General features: G+C 71.3%; 15 protein-coding genes and 1 tRNA gene. 4 read left to right on the forward strand and 12 right to left on the reverse strand.

The features are described from left to right. Window positions 1-22: 22 nt before the first annotated feature. From Q0568_RS08790 to hutH, 5 genes are all read right to left on the reverse strand, one after another. Window positions 23-667, reverse strand: a complete 645-nt coding sequence (locus tag Q0568_RS08790; RefSeq protein ID WP_298865487.1) for an NAD(P)H-binding protein — start codon at window positions 665-667, stop codon at window positions 23-25. 127 nt (window positions 668-794) lie between these two features. Further along, window positions 795-1694, reverse strand: coding sequence for an agmatinase family protein (locus Q0568_RS08795; RefSeq protein WP_298865489.1), 900 nt, complete (start codon window positions 1692-1694; stop codon window positions 795-797). A 288-nt stretch (window positions 1695-1982) separates the two neighbouring features. After that, window positions 1983-3158, reverse strand: a complete 1176-nt coding sequence (gene hutI / locus Q0568_RS08800; RefSeq protein WP_298865491.1) for an imidazolonepropionase — start codon at window positions 3156-3158, stop codon at window positions 1983-1985. Continuing rightward, window positions 3155-4834, reverse strand: coding sequence for a urocanate hydratase (gene hutU / locus Q0568_RS08805; RefSeq protein ID WP_298865493.1), 1680 nt, complete (start codon window positions 4832-4834; stop codon window positions 3155-3157). The genes hutI and hutU overlap by 4 nt, the downstream gene beginning before the upstream one ends. After that, window positions 4827-6383: a histidine ammonia-lyase gene (gene hutH / locus Q0568_RS08810; RefSeq protein ID WP_298865495.1), complete on the reverse strand. Its 1557-nt coding sequence runs from the start codon at window positions 6381-6383 to the stop codon at window positions 4827-4829. Before hutH ends, hutU begins: the two co-directional genes overlap by 8 nt. 52 nt (window positions 6384-6435) lie before the next feature. Between hutH and Q0568_RS08815 the strand changes: the two genes are divergently transcribed. Beyond that, complete coding sequence (locus tag Q0568_RS08815) at window positions 6436-7218, forward strand: IclR family transcriptional regulator (protein WP_298865496.1); 783 nt, start codon at window positions 6436-6438, stop codon at window positions 7216-7218. A gap of 66 nt (window positions 7219-7284) precedes the next feature. Here Q0568_RS08815 and Q0568_RS08820 read toward each other — a convergent pair whose 3' ends face one another. The 5 genes from Q0568_RS08820 to galU all read right to left on the reverse strand — a co-directional run bounded on the left by Q0568_RS08820 (window position 7285) and on the right by galU (window position 10098). Then, complete coding sequence (locus Q0568_RS08820) at window positions 7285-7419, reverse strand: hypothetical protein (RefSeq protein WP_298865497.1); 135 nt, start codon at window positions 7417-7419, stop codon at window positions 7285-7287. Window positions 7420-7541: 122 nt separating this feature from the next. Beyond that, window positions 7542-7614, reverse strand: a tRNA-Ala gene (locus tag Q0568_RS08825). 27 nt (window positions 7615-7641) lie between these two features. Continuing rightward, window positions 7642-8511, reverse strand: a complete 870-nt coding sequence (locus Q0568_RS08830) for a hypothetical protein (RefSeq protein WP_298865499.1) — start codon at window positions 8509-8511, stop codon at window positions 7642-7644. Window positions 8512-8579: 68 nt separating this feature from the next. Then, complete coding sequence (locus tag Q0568_RS08835; RefSeq protein WP_298865501.1) at window positions 8580-9203, reverse strand: GNAT family protein; 624 nt, start codon at window positions 9201-9203, stop codon at window positions 8580-8582. A gap of 13 nt (window positions 9204-9216) precedes the next feature. Further along, window positions 9217-10098: a UTP--glucose-1-phosphate uridylyltransferase GalU gene (gene galU, locus Q0568_RS08840; RefSeq protein WP_298865504.1), complete on the reverse strand. Its 882-nt coding sequence runs from the start codon at window positions 10096-10098 to the stop codon at window positions 9217-9219. Between the two features lie 82 nt (window positions 10099-10180). Here galU and Q0568_RS08845 point away from each other — a divergent pair, with 82 nt between their 5' ends. From Q0568_RS08845 to mscL, 3 genes are read left to right on the forward strand one after another with little or no spacing between them, the layout of a single operon-like run. Further along, complete coding sequence (locus tag Q0568_RS08845; RefSeq protein ID WP_298865505.1) at window positions 10181-10777, forward strand: 5-formyltetrahydrofolate cyclo-ligase; 597 nt, start codon at window positions 10181-10183, stop codon at window positions 10775-10777. Between the two features lie 13 nt (window positions 10778-10790). After that, window positions 10791-11063: an FmdB family zinc ribbon protein gene (locus tag Q0568_RS08850; RefSeq protein WP_298865507.1), complete on the forward strand. Its 273-nt coding sequence runs from the start codon at window positions 10791-10793 to the stop codon at window positions 11061-11063. Window positions 11064-11093: 30 nt separating this feature from the next. After that, the gene (gene mscL, locus Q0568_RS08855) at window positions 11094-11474 is read left to right on the forward strand and encodes a large conductance mechanosensitive channel protein MscL (protein WP_298865509.1); all 381 of its coding nucleotides are present in this window, start codon (window positions 11094-11096) and stop codon (window positions 11472-11474) included. An 88-nt stretch (window positions 11475-11562) separates the two neighbouring features. Here the strand turns inward: mscL and Q0568_RS08860 are convergent, their stop codons facing one another. Then, window positions 11563-11739, reverse strand: a complete 177-nt coding sequence (locus tag Q0568_RS08860) for a hypothetical protein (RefSeq protein WP_298865511.1) — start codon at window positions 11737-11739, stop codon at window positions 11563-11565. Beyond that, window positions 11732-15388 (reverse strand): AAA family ATPase, encoded by a 3657-nt coding sequence (locus tag Q0568_RS08865; RefSeq protein WP_298866021.1) that lies wholly within the window; start codon window positions 15386-15388, stop codon window positions 11732-11734. The genes Q0568_RS08860 and Q0568_RS08865 overlap by 8 nt, the downstream gene beginning before the upstream one ends. Window positions 15389-15498 lie beyond the last annotated feature (110 nt).

The raw sequence follows: 15498 nt of genomic DNA on the forward strand, positions 1-15498 counted from the left end.
CGTCAGGGGCCGAGCGCCGCTCTCAGCCCGCGAGCGCCTCGGCGACTGGAGTGTCGCCGTCGTTGAAGCGGATGGTGCGGTGGATGGTCGCGGGCTCGCGCAGCGCCTGCGCGACGACCAGGGCGACGTTGGCGCGGGAGACCTCCGCCGAGGCTGCGGCCTCGGCATCGATGCGCCCGGTGCCCTCACCGAGGGTGAGACGGCTGGGCCCGAGCACAGTCCAGTCCAGGGTGGTCGCGCGCAGGTACTCATCGGCGGCGGCCTTCGCCTCGGCGTAGGCGTGGAACGGGTCGTCGGCGGGGATGCCGTGCTGCGGCGAGGAATTGAAGTACGACACCATCACGTAGCGGCTGACGCCGGCATCCCCGGCCGCATCCATGGAGCGCACGGCGGCCTCGAAGTCGACGGCGTGCGTGCGCTGGGCCGAGCCGCCGCCGGCACCGGCTGACCACACCACCGCATCGTGCCCCGCGATGACCCGGGCGAACGCCGCGCGGTCCTGGTGCTCGATGTCGAAGACCACCGGCTCAGCGCCGGCGGCGCGCACGTCGTCCGATTGGTCGGGATCACGGATGATCGCGGTGACCTCGTCGCCGCGGTCGGCGAGCACACGTGCGAGCAGAAGCGCGACCTTGCCGTGGCCGCCGACGATCAGGATCCGTGCCATGCCTCCACGGTACCCGCGCCCACAGGCCGAAGGGCGGTCCGAACGCCCGCCCATATGGCTCATTGCGCCCCTCATCCCCTCGATTCGGAGCCGTTCGCGCCATATGGGCGGGAGTGTGTGAGGCCGCTCAGCGCGCGTTCAGCGCGGCCAGCAGCTCCAGCACGCACAGCGCCGCCAGGCGCACGGTGCGGCCGTCCTCGGCATCCGCCGTCGCGTCCACCTCGGCGAGGTCGGCGCTGACCACCCGGGGATCGGTCGCGATGCCGCGCACGAGGCTGCGCAGCTCCCAGGCGGCGAAGCCGCCGGGCACGCTGGCGGGGCAGCCGGGCACGGCCGCGCGGTCGGCGGAGTCCACGTCGATGTCCAGGTGGATGCGGGATCCCGCGCCTGCGACCTCCAGGGCCTCAGCCACCACGTCGGAGTTGCTGCGCCGGCGCACCTCATCGATCGTGATCACGCGGATGCCCCACTCCGAGGCGCGCTGCGCGTAGGCGGCGGAGTTCGCGAAGTCGGCGATGCCGATCTGCACGATCTTCTTCGGATCGATGCGCTCGGAGTCCGGGGCATCCTGCACGAGGCGGCGCACGGGCGAGCCGTTGGAGACACCGTCGCGCAGGTCGTAGTGCGCGTCGATGGTGATCAGTCCCCCGGCTCCCGCGCCGCGGGCCACCGGGTAGGTCAGCGAGTTGTCGCCGCCGAGCGCGATGACCAGGCGGTTGTCTGCGGCGAGCGCCCGCACCCGCTCCACCGTGCGCTGCATGCCCTCGTCGCCGTCGGGTTCGTGCACGTCACCGGCGTCGACGACCCGCAGCACCTCGTTGAGGTCGACGGCGGGCTCACCCATGAGCGTGGCGCTGTAGCGCTGCAGCGCCTCGCGGATGGCGGCCGGCGTGGCATGCGCGCCGGTCTTCGAGATGGAGGTGCGCCAGGTGGGAACCCCGAGCAGCACGGCATCCGCCTTCTCCCCCTCGACGGGAGCCGGCCAGGCTCCGGCCCGCGGCCAGAGCTCATCGTGCGGAAGTGCCATCTCGATCTCCTTCTGCGGACATTCGCCCGCGCTGTTCTTCTCTGCCCGCGGTGCAATTCTCGCGCTGCAATTCTCGCGCTGCTCTTCTCGCGCGGCTCTTCTCGCGCGGCTCTTCTCGCGCTGCTCTTCTCGCCTCGCGCGGCTCTTCTCGAACGCCCGACCGGTCTGCGCGGCTCTTCTCGCTCAGCGCTGCGCGGATCTGCACAGCGGATGCCGAGAACTGCAGCGCGAACGCACGAGACGGAGCAGCGCGAGGCGGAGCAGCACGAGACGGGGCACCACGAGCGCTCACGTCACGGCGACGCCGTCCTTCCAGACGTGCTTCACCAGCGGCACGCCGGGCCGGTAGGCCAGATGAACGCGCGTGGGCGCGTCCAGCAGCACCAGGTCGGCGCGCTTGCCCGGCGCGATCACGCCGATGTCGTCACGGCGCAGTGCCGCCGCTCCCCCGGCAGTGGCGGCCCAGACCGCCTCGGCCGTGGTCATGCCCATCTCCCGCACCGCCAGCGCGATGCAGAACGGCATCGACGAGGTGAAGCTGGAGCCGGGGTTGGTGTCGCAGGCGATCGCGACCGTCACGCCGGCATCGATCAGGCGCCGCGCGTCGGGGAACGGATGCCGGGTGGAGAACTCCACGCCGGGCAGCGCCGTGAGCACGGTGTCGGATGCTGCGAGCGCTGCGATGTCCTCATCCGTCAGGTATGTGCCATGGTCGACGGATGCCGCTCCCAGCTCGATCGCCAGGCGCACCCCGTCGCCGGGGCCGAGCTGGCTGGCGTGCACGCGCGGCTGCAGGCCCCGGGCGATGCCGGCCTCCAGCACCCGACGCGTCTGCGGCACGGTGAACGCGCCGGTCTCGCAGAACGCATCGATCCACTTGGCGTACGGCGCGCAGGCGTCCAGCATGTCGCCGATCACCAGGTCGACGTACTCGTCGCCGCGGTCGGCGTACTCCGCCGGCACCACGTGCGCGCCGAGGAAGGTCACCTCGGGCGTGACCTCGGCGGCCAGGCGCACCAGGCGCTCCTCGGTGGCGACGTCCAGCCCGTAGCCGCTCTTGATCTCCACGGTGGTGGTGCCCTGCGCGAGCATCTCGTCGACGAACCCGCGCAGTCGCGCGCGCAGCTCGTCGTCGCTCGCGCCGCGGGTGGCGGCGACGGTGGAGCGGATGCCGCCGGCGGCATACCTCTCGCCGGCCATCCGCGCCTCGAACTCGGCGGCGCGGTCGCCGCCGAACACGATGTGGCTGTGGCTGTCGACGAACCCGGGGATGACCGCGCATCCCTCGGCATCCGCCTCGACGTACCCGCCGGGCAGCGCGGGGGCCTCGGATGCCGCACCGACCCAGGCGATGCGGTCGCCCTCGATGAGGACGGCCGCGTCGCGCAGGGTTCCGAAGCGATCCTCTGGGGAGCCGACGTTCGTCGTCAGCTCCCCGATGTTCGTGATCAGCGTGGCGGTCACAGCATCGGCACCTTCAGGCCGCGCTCGCGGGCGACGTCCTTGGCGTGCTCGTAGCCCGCGTCGACGTGGCGCATCACGCCCGTGCCGGGGTCGTTGGTGAGCACCCGCTCCAGCTTCTGCGCGGCGAGCTCGGAGCCGTCGGCGACGGTGACCTGACCGGCGTGGATCGAGCGGCCGATGCCGACGCCGCCGCCGTGGTGCAGCGACACCCACGACGCACCGGACGCCGTGTTGAGCAGGGCGTTCAGCAGCGGCCAGTCGGCGATGGCATCCGATCCGTCCTTCATGGCCTCGGTCTCCCGGTAGGGCGATGCGACCGAACCGGAGTCCAGGTGGTCGCGGCCGATCACGATCGGGGCGGACAGCTCACCGGACGCCACCATCTCGTTGAACTTCAGCCCCGCCAGGTGGCGCTCCTTGTAGCCCAGCCAGCAGATGCGCGCCGGCAGGCCCTCGAAGTGCACCTTGTCGGCGGCCTTCTCCAGCCACCGGTGCAGGGCCTTGTCCTCGGGGAACAGCTCGGCGATGGCACGGTCGGTCTTGTAGATGTCCTCCGGGTCGCCGGAGAGCGCGGCCCAGCGGAACGGTCCGCGGCCGGACTCGAACTGCGGGCGGATGTACGCCGGCACGAAGCCGGGGAATTCGAACGCGCGGTCGGCGCCGCCGAGCTTGGCCTCGGCGCGCAGCGAGTTGCCGTAGTCGAAGACTGCGGCACCGGCATCCTGGAATGCGACCATGGCGTTCACGTGGGCGGCCATCGACTCGCGCGAGCGGCGGGTGAACTCCTCCGGGTCGCGGGCGGCCTCGGCCTTCCAGTCGGCGACGGAGATGCCGATCGGCAGGTAGGCCAGCGGGTCGTGCGCGCTGGTCTGGTCCGTGACGACGTCGATCGCGATGAGACCCGCCTGCTGGCGGCGGAACAGCTCGGGGAAGATCTCGGCGGTGTTTCCGACGACGCCGACCGAGAGGGCCTCGCCCGCCTCCTTGGCGGCCATCGCGCGGGCCACGGCGACGTCGAGATCGGTGTGGTACTCGTCCAGGTAGCCGTGCTCCACGCGGCGCGCCAGGCGGGACTCGTCGGCCTCGACGATCAGCACCGCGCCCTCGTTGAGGGTGACGGCCAGCGGCTGCGCGCCGCCCATGCCGCCCGCGCCGCCGGTCAGCGACAGGGTGCCCTTCAGGGAGTCCCTGCCCAGCGACCGGGCCACCGCCGCGAAGGTCTCGTACGTGCCCTGCAGGATGCCCTGCGTGCCGATGTAGATCCAGGAGCCTGCCGTCATCTGGCCGTACATGATCAGGCCCAGCGACTCCAGGCGGCGGAACTCGGGCCAGTTGGCCCAGTCGCCGACCAGGTTGGAGTTGGCGATCAGCACGCGCGGCGCCCACTCGTGGGTGCGGAACACGCCGACGGGCTTGCCGGACTGCACCAGCAGGGTCTCGTCGGGCTCGAGCTCGTCGAGGGTGCGCACGATGGCGTCGTACGCCTCCCAGCTGCGCGCGGCGCGGCCGGTGCCGCCGTAGACGACGAGGTCCTCGGGGTGCTCGGCGACCTCGGGGTCGAGGTTGTTCATCAGCATCCGCTTGGCGGCCTCGGCGCCCCAGCTCTTGGCGGTGCGCTGGTTGCCGCGCGCGGCGCGGATGCGGCGGGACGGGTCGTGCAGGGTGGGCTCAGACATGGGCGTGCTCCTTTGCAGTGCGGAGGACGGCGCCGGAGCGGACGAGCTCCGTGACGGCCTCGATGTCGGGTGAGAGGAAGTGGTCGGGTCCGGGGCCGGCGGCCACGGTGCGGACCAGATCGCGGACCGCGCCGGTGGCGGGGCCCGCCACCAAGGGTGCGCGCAGGTCCAGCGCGCGGGCGCCGGTGAGGATCTCGATGGCCAGCACTCGGGTGAGGCCGTCGATGGCACGGCGCAGCTTGCGGGCCGCCGACCAGCCCATCGACACGTGATCCTCCTGCATGGCGGACGAGGGGATGGAGTCGACGGTGGCTGGGGCGGCGAGGCGCTTGAGCTCGGAGACGATGCCTGCGGCAGCGTACTGCGCGATCATCAGGCCGGAGTCCACGCCCACCTCGTGCGCGAGGAACGGCGGCAGGCCGTGGTTGCGGGCCGGATCCAGGGCGCGGTCGGTGCGGCGCTCGGAGACCGATGCCACATCCGCGACGGAGATGGCCAGGAAGTCCAGCACCACGGCGACCGGCGCGCCGTGGAAGTTGCCGTTGGACTCGATGCGGCCATCGGAGGTGATCACCGGGTTGTCGACGACGGATGCCAGCTCGCGCTCGGCGATCATGGCGGCATGACCCATGGTGTCGCGGGCAGCGCCGTGCACCTGCGGCGAGCAGCGCAGCGAGTACGCGTCCTGCACTCGACCGTCCTCGGGACCCTTGTGACTGGCGACCATGGGCGAGGGGTTCAGGAAGGCGCGCAGGTTGGCGGCGGAGACCGCCTGGCCCACCTGCGGGCGCAGCGCCATCAGGTCGGCGGCGAACACGGCATCCGTGCCCAGCTGCGACTCGATGGACATGGCGGCGGCCAGGTCGGCGGTCGAGACGAGGTTCTCCAGGTCGTGCAGCGCCAGCAGCAGCTGGCCGAGCATGCCGTCGGTGCCGTTGATGAGGGCCAGGCCCTCCTTCTCCCGCAGCACGAGGGGCTCGATGCCGGCGGCGGCCAGCGCGTCGGCTGCGGGCGTCTTCTCGGACGGTTCCTGGCCCGGGCGCACCACGCGCACGTCGCCCTCGCCCATCGCGGCCAGCGCGACGTGGGCGAGCGGTGCCAGGTCGCCCGAGCAGCCCAGCGAGCCGTACTCGCGCACGATCGGGGTGATGCCGGCGTTGAGCATTGCGGCGTAGGTGTCCACGACCAGCGGGCGCACGCCGGTGTGGCCGGACGCCAGGGTCTGCAGGCGCAGCAGGTGCAGCGCGCGGACCACCTCGGTCTCGACCTCGGGGCCGGTGCCTGCGGCGTGCGAGCGGATCAGGCTGACCTGCAGCTGGCGGCGGCGCTCGGCGGCGATGAAGGTGGTGGCGAGCGCTCCGAAGCCGGTGGACACGCCGTAGTGCGGGTTGGGGTCGGCGGCCAGTCCGTCCACGACGGCGCGGGCGGCGGCCACGCGCTGACGGGCGGAGTCTGAGATCTCGACGGTGGCGAACTCACGCGCGACGGCGACGACGTCGGCCGGCGCGAGCGGCGCCTCACCGACGATCACGGGAGAAGAATGCTGCATGTTCTGATTCCACACCGTCCGAGGTCCGCCCGGCAGGCTCCCATGGCACACTGTGTCTGTGATCCCAGACATTGCCCCTGCGGATGCCGGTGATGCGCGCCCCCAGGTGCCCGCAGCGGATCAGACGCTGCGCATCCTGCGTCATCTGGCGCGCAGGCCTGCACCGATCGCGGCATCCGCTCTGGCCCGGGATCTCGACATCCCGCGCTCGACGGTCTACCACCTGCTGGCCACGCTCGAGCAGCACGGCTTCGTCGTGCACCTGGAGCAGGAGCGCCGCTGGGGGCTCGGCACGAGCGCGTTCGAGCTGGCCGGCGGCTACGCCAGGCAGGAGCCGCTGGCGCGCCTGGGCCGGCCGCTGATCGCGGCCCTCGCCGACCAGGTGGGCGAGAGCGCGCACCTCGCCGTGATGAGCGGGCGCGACGTGCTGTACATCGTCGAGGAGCGGGCCGCCCGCCGCCCCGCGCTGGTGACGGATGTCGGGGTGCGGCTGCCCGCGCACCTGACAGCGACGGGCCGGGCCATGCTGGCGGCCCTCCCTCGCAGTCAGGTGCGAGCACTGTATCCGGATGCTGCGGCCTTCACCGACCGCACCGGTGCGGGTCCGTCCCGCCCCGGCGAGCTGCGCGAGGTGCTGCGCGTCGTCCGCGAGACGGGGCTGGCCACCGAGAACGGCGAGGTGACGCCCGGATTCCGTTCCATCGCCGCCGTCGTGCGCGATCACGCGGACTGGCCGACGGCCGCCGTCGCGGTCACCTGGGAGGCCGAGCCGAGAACCGACCCGACGGATGCCGTGCTCGCCGCCGCCCGCACCCTGCAGCGCCGCCTGGGCTGAGACCGTCCGGGAATGCCGAAGGGCGCCGTGCACGCACGGCGCCCTTCTTCTCCAACCCGGACTCGATCAGATCCGCGCGTCCTTGCGCGACTTGATGAAGGTCTCGGGTTCGCGCTTCGCGCGCTTCTCAGCTCTCTTCTCCTTGAGGGAGAGCTTGGGAGCCTTCTTCCCTCCTCGTGCCTGCGGTGTCTTTCCGGACATGAGACTCGCTTCCCCTTCGTTCGGCTGGCGGGTGGTTGATCCTTGACCATAGCCGAGACCTGCAGGAAAGCAAGTCGGGGGATGAGAAGAGCCCCGGGCTGATGCCCGGGGCTCTCGGAATGTGGACCTAAGGGGATTCGAACCCCTGACCTCCTCGATGCGAACGAGGCGCGCTACCAACTGCGCCATAGGCCCGTGAACCTCAGCTAGATTAGCACGCTCTCAGCCCACCGCTCGACGCGCGAGCAGCTGACGCACATGCGCTTCGATCTCCGCGTCGTCGACGACGCCCATGCTCGCATACGGCGAGACCGCGGCATCCGCTCGCGCCGCCGGGGCGGGCAGAGGAGTCGGCGCGGCGGGCGCGAGCTCCTCGGCTCGGCGGCGCAGCTCGGCGCGTCGCGCGGCGCGGCGGCGCTCCTCCTGCGCGTCGATCTGCGCACGCGCCTGCTGGGCGCGCGAGCCGGCGACGGTGACCATCGACTGCGGCACGGGGCGCGGCGTCCACGACACGGCGCCCTGGTCGTGCAGCGGCGGGGACACGCGAGCGGCGACGGGTTCGGCATCCGCCTTCTGCACGCGCACGACCGCATGCTGCGCGACCTGCGCCATCCGCACCAGCACGGCCACGCCGACCACGGCCAGCGCCAGGCCGGACGCCCCGAGCAGCCACTCCTCGCTCAGCACGAACTCCCAGATCCCCAGGCCCAGCATCGCCAGGCCCGCGACGAGGACGATGCTGGCGGCCAGCCGCACGCGCCTGCGAGCCCTCGCCTGCCGCAGCACCGGATCCTTCCGGGTGGCCGCCAGCTCCTGCCGCAGCTTCTCCAGCTGGGCGTTCTCCTTCTCGGCCTGCACGCGCTTGGCGAGCCGCTGCTGCTGCATGACCGTGCGGGCGGTGAGCTCCAGCCGCACCTCGTCCGGCGTCTCGCTGGTCTCGGCCAGCACGCGCAGCGCCTGGTTCAGCCGCACGGCGTTGCGCTCGGCGGCGTAGTACTGATGGCGTCCGCGCCAGGTGGGCATGAAGTACAGCGCCCACAGCAGCACCGACACCAGGACGATCACGCCCCCGCTCAGCACCGGCCCACCCATGCAGACCACGCTAAGGGAACCCGCCGTCGACGCGCCGAAAGTCGTCTCGCGTGTCGCGCCGAATCGGGTCAGCCCGCAGCGGGGACCGCGCCTGCGCCGGGTGGCACGCGGCCGGCCAGCCAGCGCGCGAGCACCCCCTCGGGCACGTCCTCCTTGACCAGCGCGAAAGCATGGTGATCGCGCCACTCGCCGTCGATGTGGATGAACCGGCGCCGCAGGCCCTCGTAGCGGAAGCCGAGCTTCTCGACCACGCGCAGGCTGGCGTGGTTCTCGGGCCGGATGCAGATCTCCATCCGATGCAGCCCGAAGAGGTCGAAGGCGGCATCCGTCGCCAGGGCGACCGACGTGGGTGTGATGCCGCGGCCCGCGAAGCGCTCGCTGACCCAGTAGCCGATGGTGGCCGAGCACAGCGAGCCGCGGGCGACGCCCCAGATGTTGAGCTGGCCGGCGATCTCGCCGTCGTACTCCATCACGAACGGGTAGCCGGCACCCTCGCGGTGCTGCTGCAGGAGGCGGCGGATGCTGACCCGCATGTCGAACGACGTCACGCCCCCGGGGATCGTCGCCTCCCACGGCCGCAGCCAGGCCCGGTTCGACAGCAGCTCGCGCTGCAGGATGCGGGCGTCGCGACCGCGGATGAGTCTCAGACCGACGGGTCCGTGCTGCAGCTGGTCGATGGATTCGAGAGGCATGTCGATGTGCAGGCTACAGGCGCCCGGCGAAGGACTTCAGCCACGGGCGCAGATCCGGGCCGAGATCGTCGCGCTCGACGGCCAGCTGGACGATGGCCTTGATGTACTCCAGCCGGTCGCCGGTGTCGTACCGACGTCCGCGGAACACCACGCCGACCACCCCGGGCCCGTCCTCCTCGGCGGCCAGCTCCGCCAGGGCGTCGGTCAGCTGGATCTCACCGCCCTTGCCCGGCCGAGTGCGCTCGAGCACCTCGAAGACGCTGGCAGGCAGGACGTAGCGGCCGATCACGGCCAGGTTCGAGGGGGCGTCCTCGGGTGCGGGCTTCTCGACGAGTCCGGTGACCCGCACGACGCCGTCGGCATCCGCCCCGTCGACAGCGGCGACGCCGTACGCCTGGATGTGTGCGGGATCGACCTCCATGAGGGCGATCACGGCGGCGCCGGTGCGCTCGTGCGCCGCGATCATGGCGGGCAGCAGCGGATCGCGCTCGTCGATCAGGTCGTCGCCCAGCAGCACGGCGAACGAGCTGTCCCCCACATGCGACCGGGCGCGGAGCACCGCATGGCCGAGCCCCTTGGGCTCTCCCTGTCGGACGAAGTGGATGTCGGCGAGATCGCTGGACTCCATCACCTGCTGCAGGCGGTCCTGGTCGCCCTTCTCGGCGAGGCGCACCTCGAGCTCGGGAACGGAGTCGAAGTGGTTCGAGATGGCGTTCTTGTTGCGCCCGATGATGACGAGGATGTCGTCGATGCCGGCCTCGACGGCCTCCTCGACGACGTACTGGATGGCCGGTTTGTCGACCACGGGGAGCATCTCCTTCGGCATCGCCTTCGTCGCCGGAAGGAACCGGGTGCCCAGACCCGCAGCGGGGATGACCGCCTTGATGGTGCTCATCCGGTCAGCATACCGGCGGCATCCCCCATCACCGCGGGTCACGTCCGGCCGGATGCCGAGGACCTCGCCGTATGATCGAGGGATGCCGGGCGACGAGATGCAGCAGAAGCGCGCACTGCGCGCGGAGCTGCGCGAGAGACGACAGCTGCTCACCGAGGCCCAGCGCGAGGCCGCGGGGATCGGCATCGCCGAGCAGCTGGACGCTCTCGTCCGCGCCCACGATGCTCGATCGGTGTCCTGCTTCCTGTCCACCCGCACGGAGCCCGACACGCGCCGGTTCGTGCACGAGGCCGTCAGACGCGGCATCCGCGTTCTGCTGCCCATCACCCGTGCCGACGGCCTGCTGGACTGGGCGGTCGCTGACGACACCGACGAGGTCGCCGAGGGCCTGTACGGACTTCCCGAACCCACCGGCGAGGTGCTCGGCCCGATCGCGGTGAACGACGTGGACCTGATGATCATCCCCGCGGCGGCCATCGACCGCACGGGCACCCGTCTGGGCTGGGGTCGCGGCTACTTCGACAAGACCATCGGCTCCATGCTGAAATGCCCTCCGGTGTATGCGGTGATCTATGATTCCGAGGTACTCGATGCGCTGCCGCGCGAGGTCCACGACCAGCCGGTGAACGGCATCGTCACCCCGACGCAGACCATCGTGCTGTCGTCCGCACGCAACTGAACAGGAATCCCGGATGCCCACCTACTCTTACGCCTGCACGGCCTGCGACCACCGCTTCGACGCCGTGCAGAGCTTCTCGGAGGACTCGCTCACCATCTGCCCGGAGTGCGGCGGGGCGCTGCGCAAGCAGTACGGCAGCGTGGGCGTGACCTTCCACGGCTCGGGCTTCTATCGCACCGACTCGCGCGGAAAAGCTGGCACGAAGGCGGAAAGTCAGACATCATCGGGTTCAGGATCCTCGACGAGCACCAGCCCGGCGCCCGCGAAGACCTCGGCCTCGAACTGAGGCTGAACGAACACCCACAGGGGGAGTCCAGTGCTCAAGGGATTCAAGGAATTCATCGCCCAGGGCAATGTCATCGATCTGGCCGTCGCAGTCGTCATCGGCGCTGCGTTCTCGGCCATCGTCGCAGCCATCGTCGACAACCTGATCAACCCGCTGATCGGCCTGCTGTTCAACGCCGAATCGCTGGATCACGTCAAGCTCGGCGTGTTCGGCGTCGGCGCGATCATCGGCGCGATCATCAACTTCCTCGCCGTCGCACTGATCGTGTACTTCGTGTTCGTCCTGCCGATGAACAAGTACAAGGAGCACCAGGCCGCGAAGAACCCGGCCGTCGAGGAGCCCACCCTGCCCAGCGAGCAGGAGCTGCTCATCGAGATCCGCGACGCTCTGCGCAAGGATGCCGCGAGCTGACCGCGGTCGGCGCATGATCGAGCGCCTCGTCCCTTCGGGGGGCGGGGCGCTTGTTCGTGTGCCCTGACGACCGTCGAAGCGCCGAGACTCAGTAGTGCGGCGGCACTTCCCGCAGCATCTGCGCGTCGTTGGGCCCGTGCTCGCCGTCGATGCCGGCGTGCCGCTCCTCGCGCACATGCGGCTCGGCGTGGGTGCCCTCGACGCGGGTCAGCTGCGCACGCCGTGAACCCGGCACGCGCACGATGTGCTGCCGCTCCTCACTCATCGACGTCGAGCGGCTGGGTGTCGTCGTTCGCCCGCACCGCGTCCTCCTCGATGCCGAGGACGGTGGCGATGCGTCGTGCGACCGTCGCCGGGTCGCTGTAGAGATCGAAGGCGTGCACGCGCACGTAGTGCCAGCCCAGGCGCCGCAGCACCTGCGGTCGCAGCCGCAGGCTCTCGCGCAGCGACTCGTCGTGGCTCTCGGGATCCGACTCGATCACGACCGCGCGCCCGCCGTGCTGGGCCACCAGCGGCAGCAGACCCCGGTAGTCGACATCCACCGAGGCCCCCAGGCGCCGCAGCTCGCGTGCCAGCGCCAGGGTGAGCGGGTCGGCCAGATCCTCCAGGCGGGCGTCGCGCCCTCGCGCGGCCAGATTGCCGAGGATGGACATCAGCGTCGAGGCGCCGTGCTCGAGCCGGCCCTCGTCGAACGCGGAGGGACGGATGCAGGAGACGATGACCATCGACCGGCGCGCCCGCGTCATCCCGACGGTCAGCAGCCGCTCGCCGTCCTCCTGCGACAGATCCCCGAAGTCGCTGAGCACGCGGCCGTGCCTGGTCAGCCCGAAGCCGAGCGAGAAGATCACGCGGTCGCGGCTCTCCGCGACCGATTCCTCGAGCGTCAGCACGGCGAACGGCTCAGCGGTGTCCCGGCCGACGAAGTCGGCGACATCCGATCGTCCAGCGAACGACCTGGCCACGGCGGCTCGCACGCGTTCGGCGTGCCGCCTCGAAGCGGTGACCACCATGAGCGACTCGGTGGGACGGTTGATGGCGTGCTCGACCACCAGGGTCACGACGCGCGCGACCTCGGCATCCGGGCTCTCCACAGCTCCGGTCTCGGGATCGGGGTTGCCCACGCCGCCCTCGACGTAGTCGACGGTGAGGCTGCCGCGTCCCAGGTACGAGCCCGCCCACGGCAGCGAGACGATCTCGCCGCCGTAGAACGCGTCGTTGATGAGCTCGGCGAGATCCTCGCCGCCCGCGCGATAGCTGCGCGTGAGCGTCATCACGGGAAACAGCTCGGCCAGGCGCTCGAACACCGAGACGTCGTCGAACGGCACCTCGGGCTCCCAGGTCGGGTCTGCCAGCGTCGCCGCGGTGAACGGCGTGGGACGCTGCGTGACCGGGTCGCCGAAGGCGACGATCTGGCGGGCACGGCGGATGGCCGGCGTCGCCTCGGTGAGGTTCACAGCGCCGGCATCCACCAGCAGCACCGCGTCGAACTCGACGGAGTCAGGGATCTCGGGCACCTCGTAGGGCGAGGCGATCCAGACCGGGGCGAGCACGCGCACCAGGTCGGGGGCCGCGGTGACGATCTCGGCCGTCGTGGCCTCGCCGTTCTTCAGCGCGCGGCGCAGGTTCGTCGCCTGATCGGGCTCGTCGACGATGGCGATGCGCCACTGGCTGGCGAGATTCCAGGCCAGCAGCGGGCCCGCCATGGCGGTGTGCGCCTCGTCGACCAGGCGGAAGTCGCGCTCCAGCCTGTCGACCACGGAGGTGTTGGCGCCCAGCAGCGAGCGGTCGTCCTGCAGCGCCCGCTCCAGCAGCGACTGCCACCAGGCGAACTCCAGCTCATCGGCCACCCGCTCCTCGGGCACGTGCCGCACGGAGAGGTCGGCCAGCAGCGGCCGCAGCCCCAGGCCGGACAGCTCGTCGCGGATCTCGGTGCGCTCGACGAGGTTGTCGAACACGGCGCTGCGCGTGGCCAGTCCCGAGAGCGTGCGCACGAGACGCGCGACGGGGAGCGCCGCCAGCGGCTCCTTGCGGCCCAGCGCGGCATCCAGCTCGCTCAGCTCGGCCGACACCCGCTGCCATGCGACATGCACGTCGGACAGGCCCAGCGGCACCTGCGGGGCGACGCCGGCGTCGACGTAGCGCTGCCACTGCGAACGCTGCTGCTGGATGCGCAGCAGCCACTCGTGCATCTCCGCGACCTGCGCGCCGGGGCGGACGTATTCGCGCGCCAGCCGCTTGAGGCGCCGGCGGTTGGCGGACGACATCCCCGGCGCGTCGCGACGCGAGCCGTGCGCCTGGATGAGCTCGCCGAGCGGGCGCTCGAAGACGGTCGGGCTGAAGCGATCCAGCGAATCGCGGATGCCCTTCAGCAGCTGCAGGTACTCCCCCAGCTCGGTGATCGTGGTGAACGGGCGCATGCTGGTCTGCGCGATCAGCTCGTAGCCGCGCTCCAGCAGCGAGGGGACGCCGGTGGCGTGCAGCTCCCCCGCCAGCTTGTGCGCCTGCTGCGCCGCCTCGGTGCTCTCGAAGCTGACGCCGTACCACGGCGAATCGTCAGGCCCGAAGCGGAACTCGCCGAGCTGCGCAGCCCTGGTGAGCGCCCTGGCCGCATGCGACCGATCGCCGGCCAGCCGCTCCAGCGTCTTCATATCCAATCGAGCGCCGGTGGACGGAGGCACGGGCAGCAGCGCCAGGCGGGTGAGCCTGCGCGTGGCATCCAGCACCGAGGCGCCGGTGCCGCCGATCTTCCCGGTCAGCGCCCCGCGATAGTCGCGCAGCACGGTGCGCAGCCGCACGAGCGCCTCGTCGACCTCGGTGGCGCGGGGTTGAGTCGCCTTCTCGCTGCGGGAGATGGCGCGGATCAGGTCACGACGCACAGCCGAAGGCGAGACGGCCAGGCCGTCCAGGCCGATGCCGGCCAGGCGATGCCGGACGCCGTCGAGCGTGGAGCGACGGGTGGAGACGACCAGCACCCGCCGTCCCGCGCGCACGAACGCGCCCAGGGCGTTGATGACGGTCTGGGTGCCGCCGGTGCCGGGAAGGGTGGAGACGACCACGGAGTGTCCGGCGGCGATGCGCGCCAGCACGTCCTCCTGTTCGGCATCCGCGTCCAGCAGCAGCGTCTCGGCCGCAGGCGCTCGATCGTCCGGCCCGTGCACCTCCGGCAGCTCGCGTCGGGCGGACACCCGCTCGCGGTCGTCGGCGTGCCCACCCAGAGCATTCAGCACCGGGTGGTCGAGGTTCACCATGTCGCGGACCATTGCACCGGCGACGTCGGCGAAGGTGGAGACCACCAGTCGCGGATGCACGGCGAAGGTGTCGATGGAGTGCGTCAGCGCGCGGAGCTGATCGATCACCGGCTGCGGCTTGAAGATCCCTCCGTCGTAGGCGAGGGATGCCAGACCCGCGGGGTCCAAGGTGAGGCCGAAGTGGTCGCGTGCGGCGCGCACCAGAGCGGGGTTGACCTCGAAGGCGCCCTGCAGCTTGAGCTCGAAGTCGGCATGGTGACGGCGGATCCCCAGCGGCCGCAGCAGCACCGGGGCGGAGAATTCGACGCCGCCGACCTTCCAGCGCGCGAGGCCCACGGCCAGGCGCACGGCGTCGATGCCGCGCACGGTGCGCAGTTCGGTGCTGCGCGCGGTGATGCGCTCGGCTGCCATCCGCGCGGTGCGCAGCCCGACTTCGTCCCGGAACAGATTGGAGAGCAGCGTGGAGCGGCCCGTGATGAACTGCGGCAGGCTGCCGGGATGCGCCTTGGAGATGTCGATGCCGGACTCCGGCGCATCCACGAAGGCGAGCAGCGGCGAAGCGCCGCCGAGGTCGGCGGCCTCTGCGCGCAGCGTGGTGCGCTGCGCCTCCGCCGCGTGGGCGATGTCCACTCCCGTGGATGAGTCGCCGAGCTCGCCGAGGTTCATCGCGGTGTCCTCTCCCGCGTCCTCGGCGCCCTTCGCCTCACGTCGCCACACACCCAAAGCCTAAGCGGAGCGGGGGCTGAGGTCCGGTATCCCGGGCCGATTCGCGCGGA

This window comes from uncultured Microbacterium sp., from assembly GCF_937927635.1.
GTDB lineage: Bacteria > Actinomycetota > Actinomycetes > Actinomycetales > Microbacteriaceae > Microbacterium.

Excerpts from the sequence above, each read along its gene's own strand:
- Q0568_RS08790 (WP_298865487.1), bottom strand. The coding sequence starts at position 667 with ATGGCACGGATCCTGATCGTCGGCGGCCACGGCAAGGTCGCGCTTCTG.
- Q0568_RS08795 (WP_298865489.1), bottom strand. The coding sequence starts at position 1,694 with ATGGCACTTCCGCACGATGAGCTCTGGCCGCGGGCCGGAGCCTGGCCG.
- hutU (WP_298865493.1), bottom strand. The coding sequence starts at position 4,834 with ATGTCTGAGCCCACCCTGCACGACCCGTCCCGCCGCATCCGCGCCGCG.
- hutH (WP_298865495.1), bottom strand. The coding sequence starts at position 6,383 with ATGCAGCATTCTTCTCCCGTGATCGTCGGTGAGGCGCCGCTCGCGCCG.
- Q0568_RS08820 (WP_298865497.1), bottom strand. The coding sequence starts at position 7,419 with ATGTCCGGAAAGACACCGCAGGCACGAGGAGGGAAGAAGGCTCCCAAG.
- Q0568_RS08830 (WP_298865499.1), bottom strand. The coding sequence starts at position 8,511 with ATGGGTGGGCCGGTGCTGAGCGGGGGCGTGATCGTCCTGGTGTCGGTG.
- Q0568_RS08835 (WP_298865501.1), bottom strand. The coding sequence starts at position 9,203 with ATGCCTCTCGAATCCATCGACCAGCTGCAGCACGGACCCGTCGGTCTG.
- galU (WP_298865504.1), bottom strand. The coding sequence starts at position 10,098 with ATGAGCACCATCAAGGCGGTCATCCCCGCTGCGGGTCTGGGCACCCGG.
- Q0568_RS08845 (WP_298865505.1), top strand. The coding sequence starts at position 10,181 with ATGCCGGGCGACGAGATGCAGCAGAAGCGCGCACTGCGCGCGGAGCTG.
- Q0568_RS08850 (WP_298865507.1), top strand. The coding sequence starts at position 10,791 with ATGCCCACCTACTCTTACGCCTGCACGGCCTGCGACCACCGCTTCGAC.
- Q0568_RS08860 (WP_298865511.1), bottom strand. The coding sequence starts at position 11,739 with ATGAGTGAGGAGCGGCAGCACATCGTGCGCGTGCCGGGTTCACGGCGT.
- Q0568_RS08865 (WP_298866021.1), bottom strand. The coding sequence starts at position 15,388 with ATGAACCTCGGCGAGCTCGGCGACTCATCCACGGGAGTGGACATCGCC.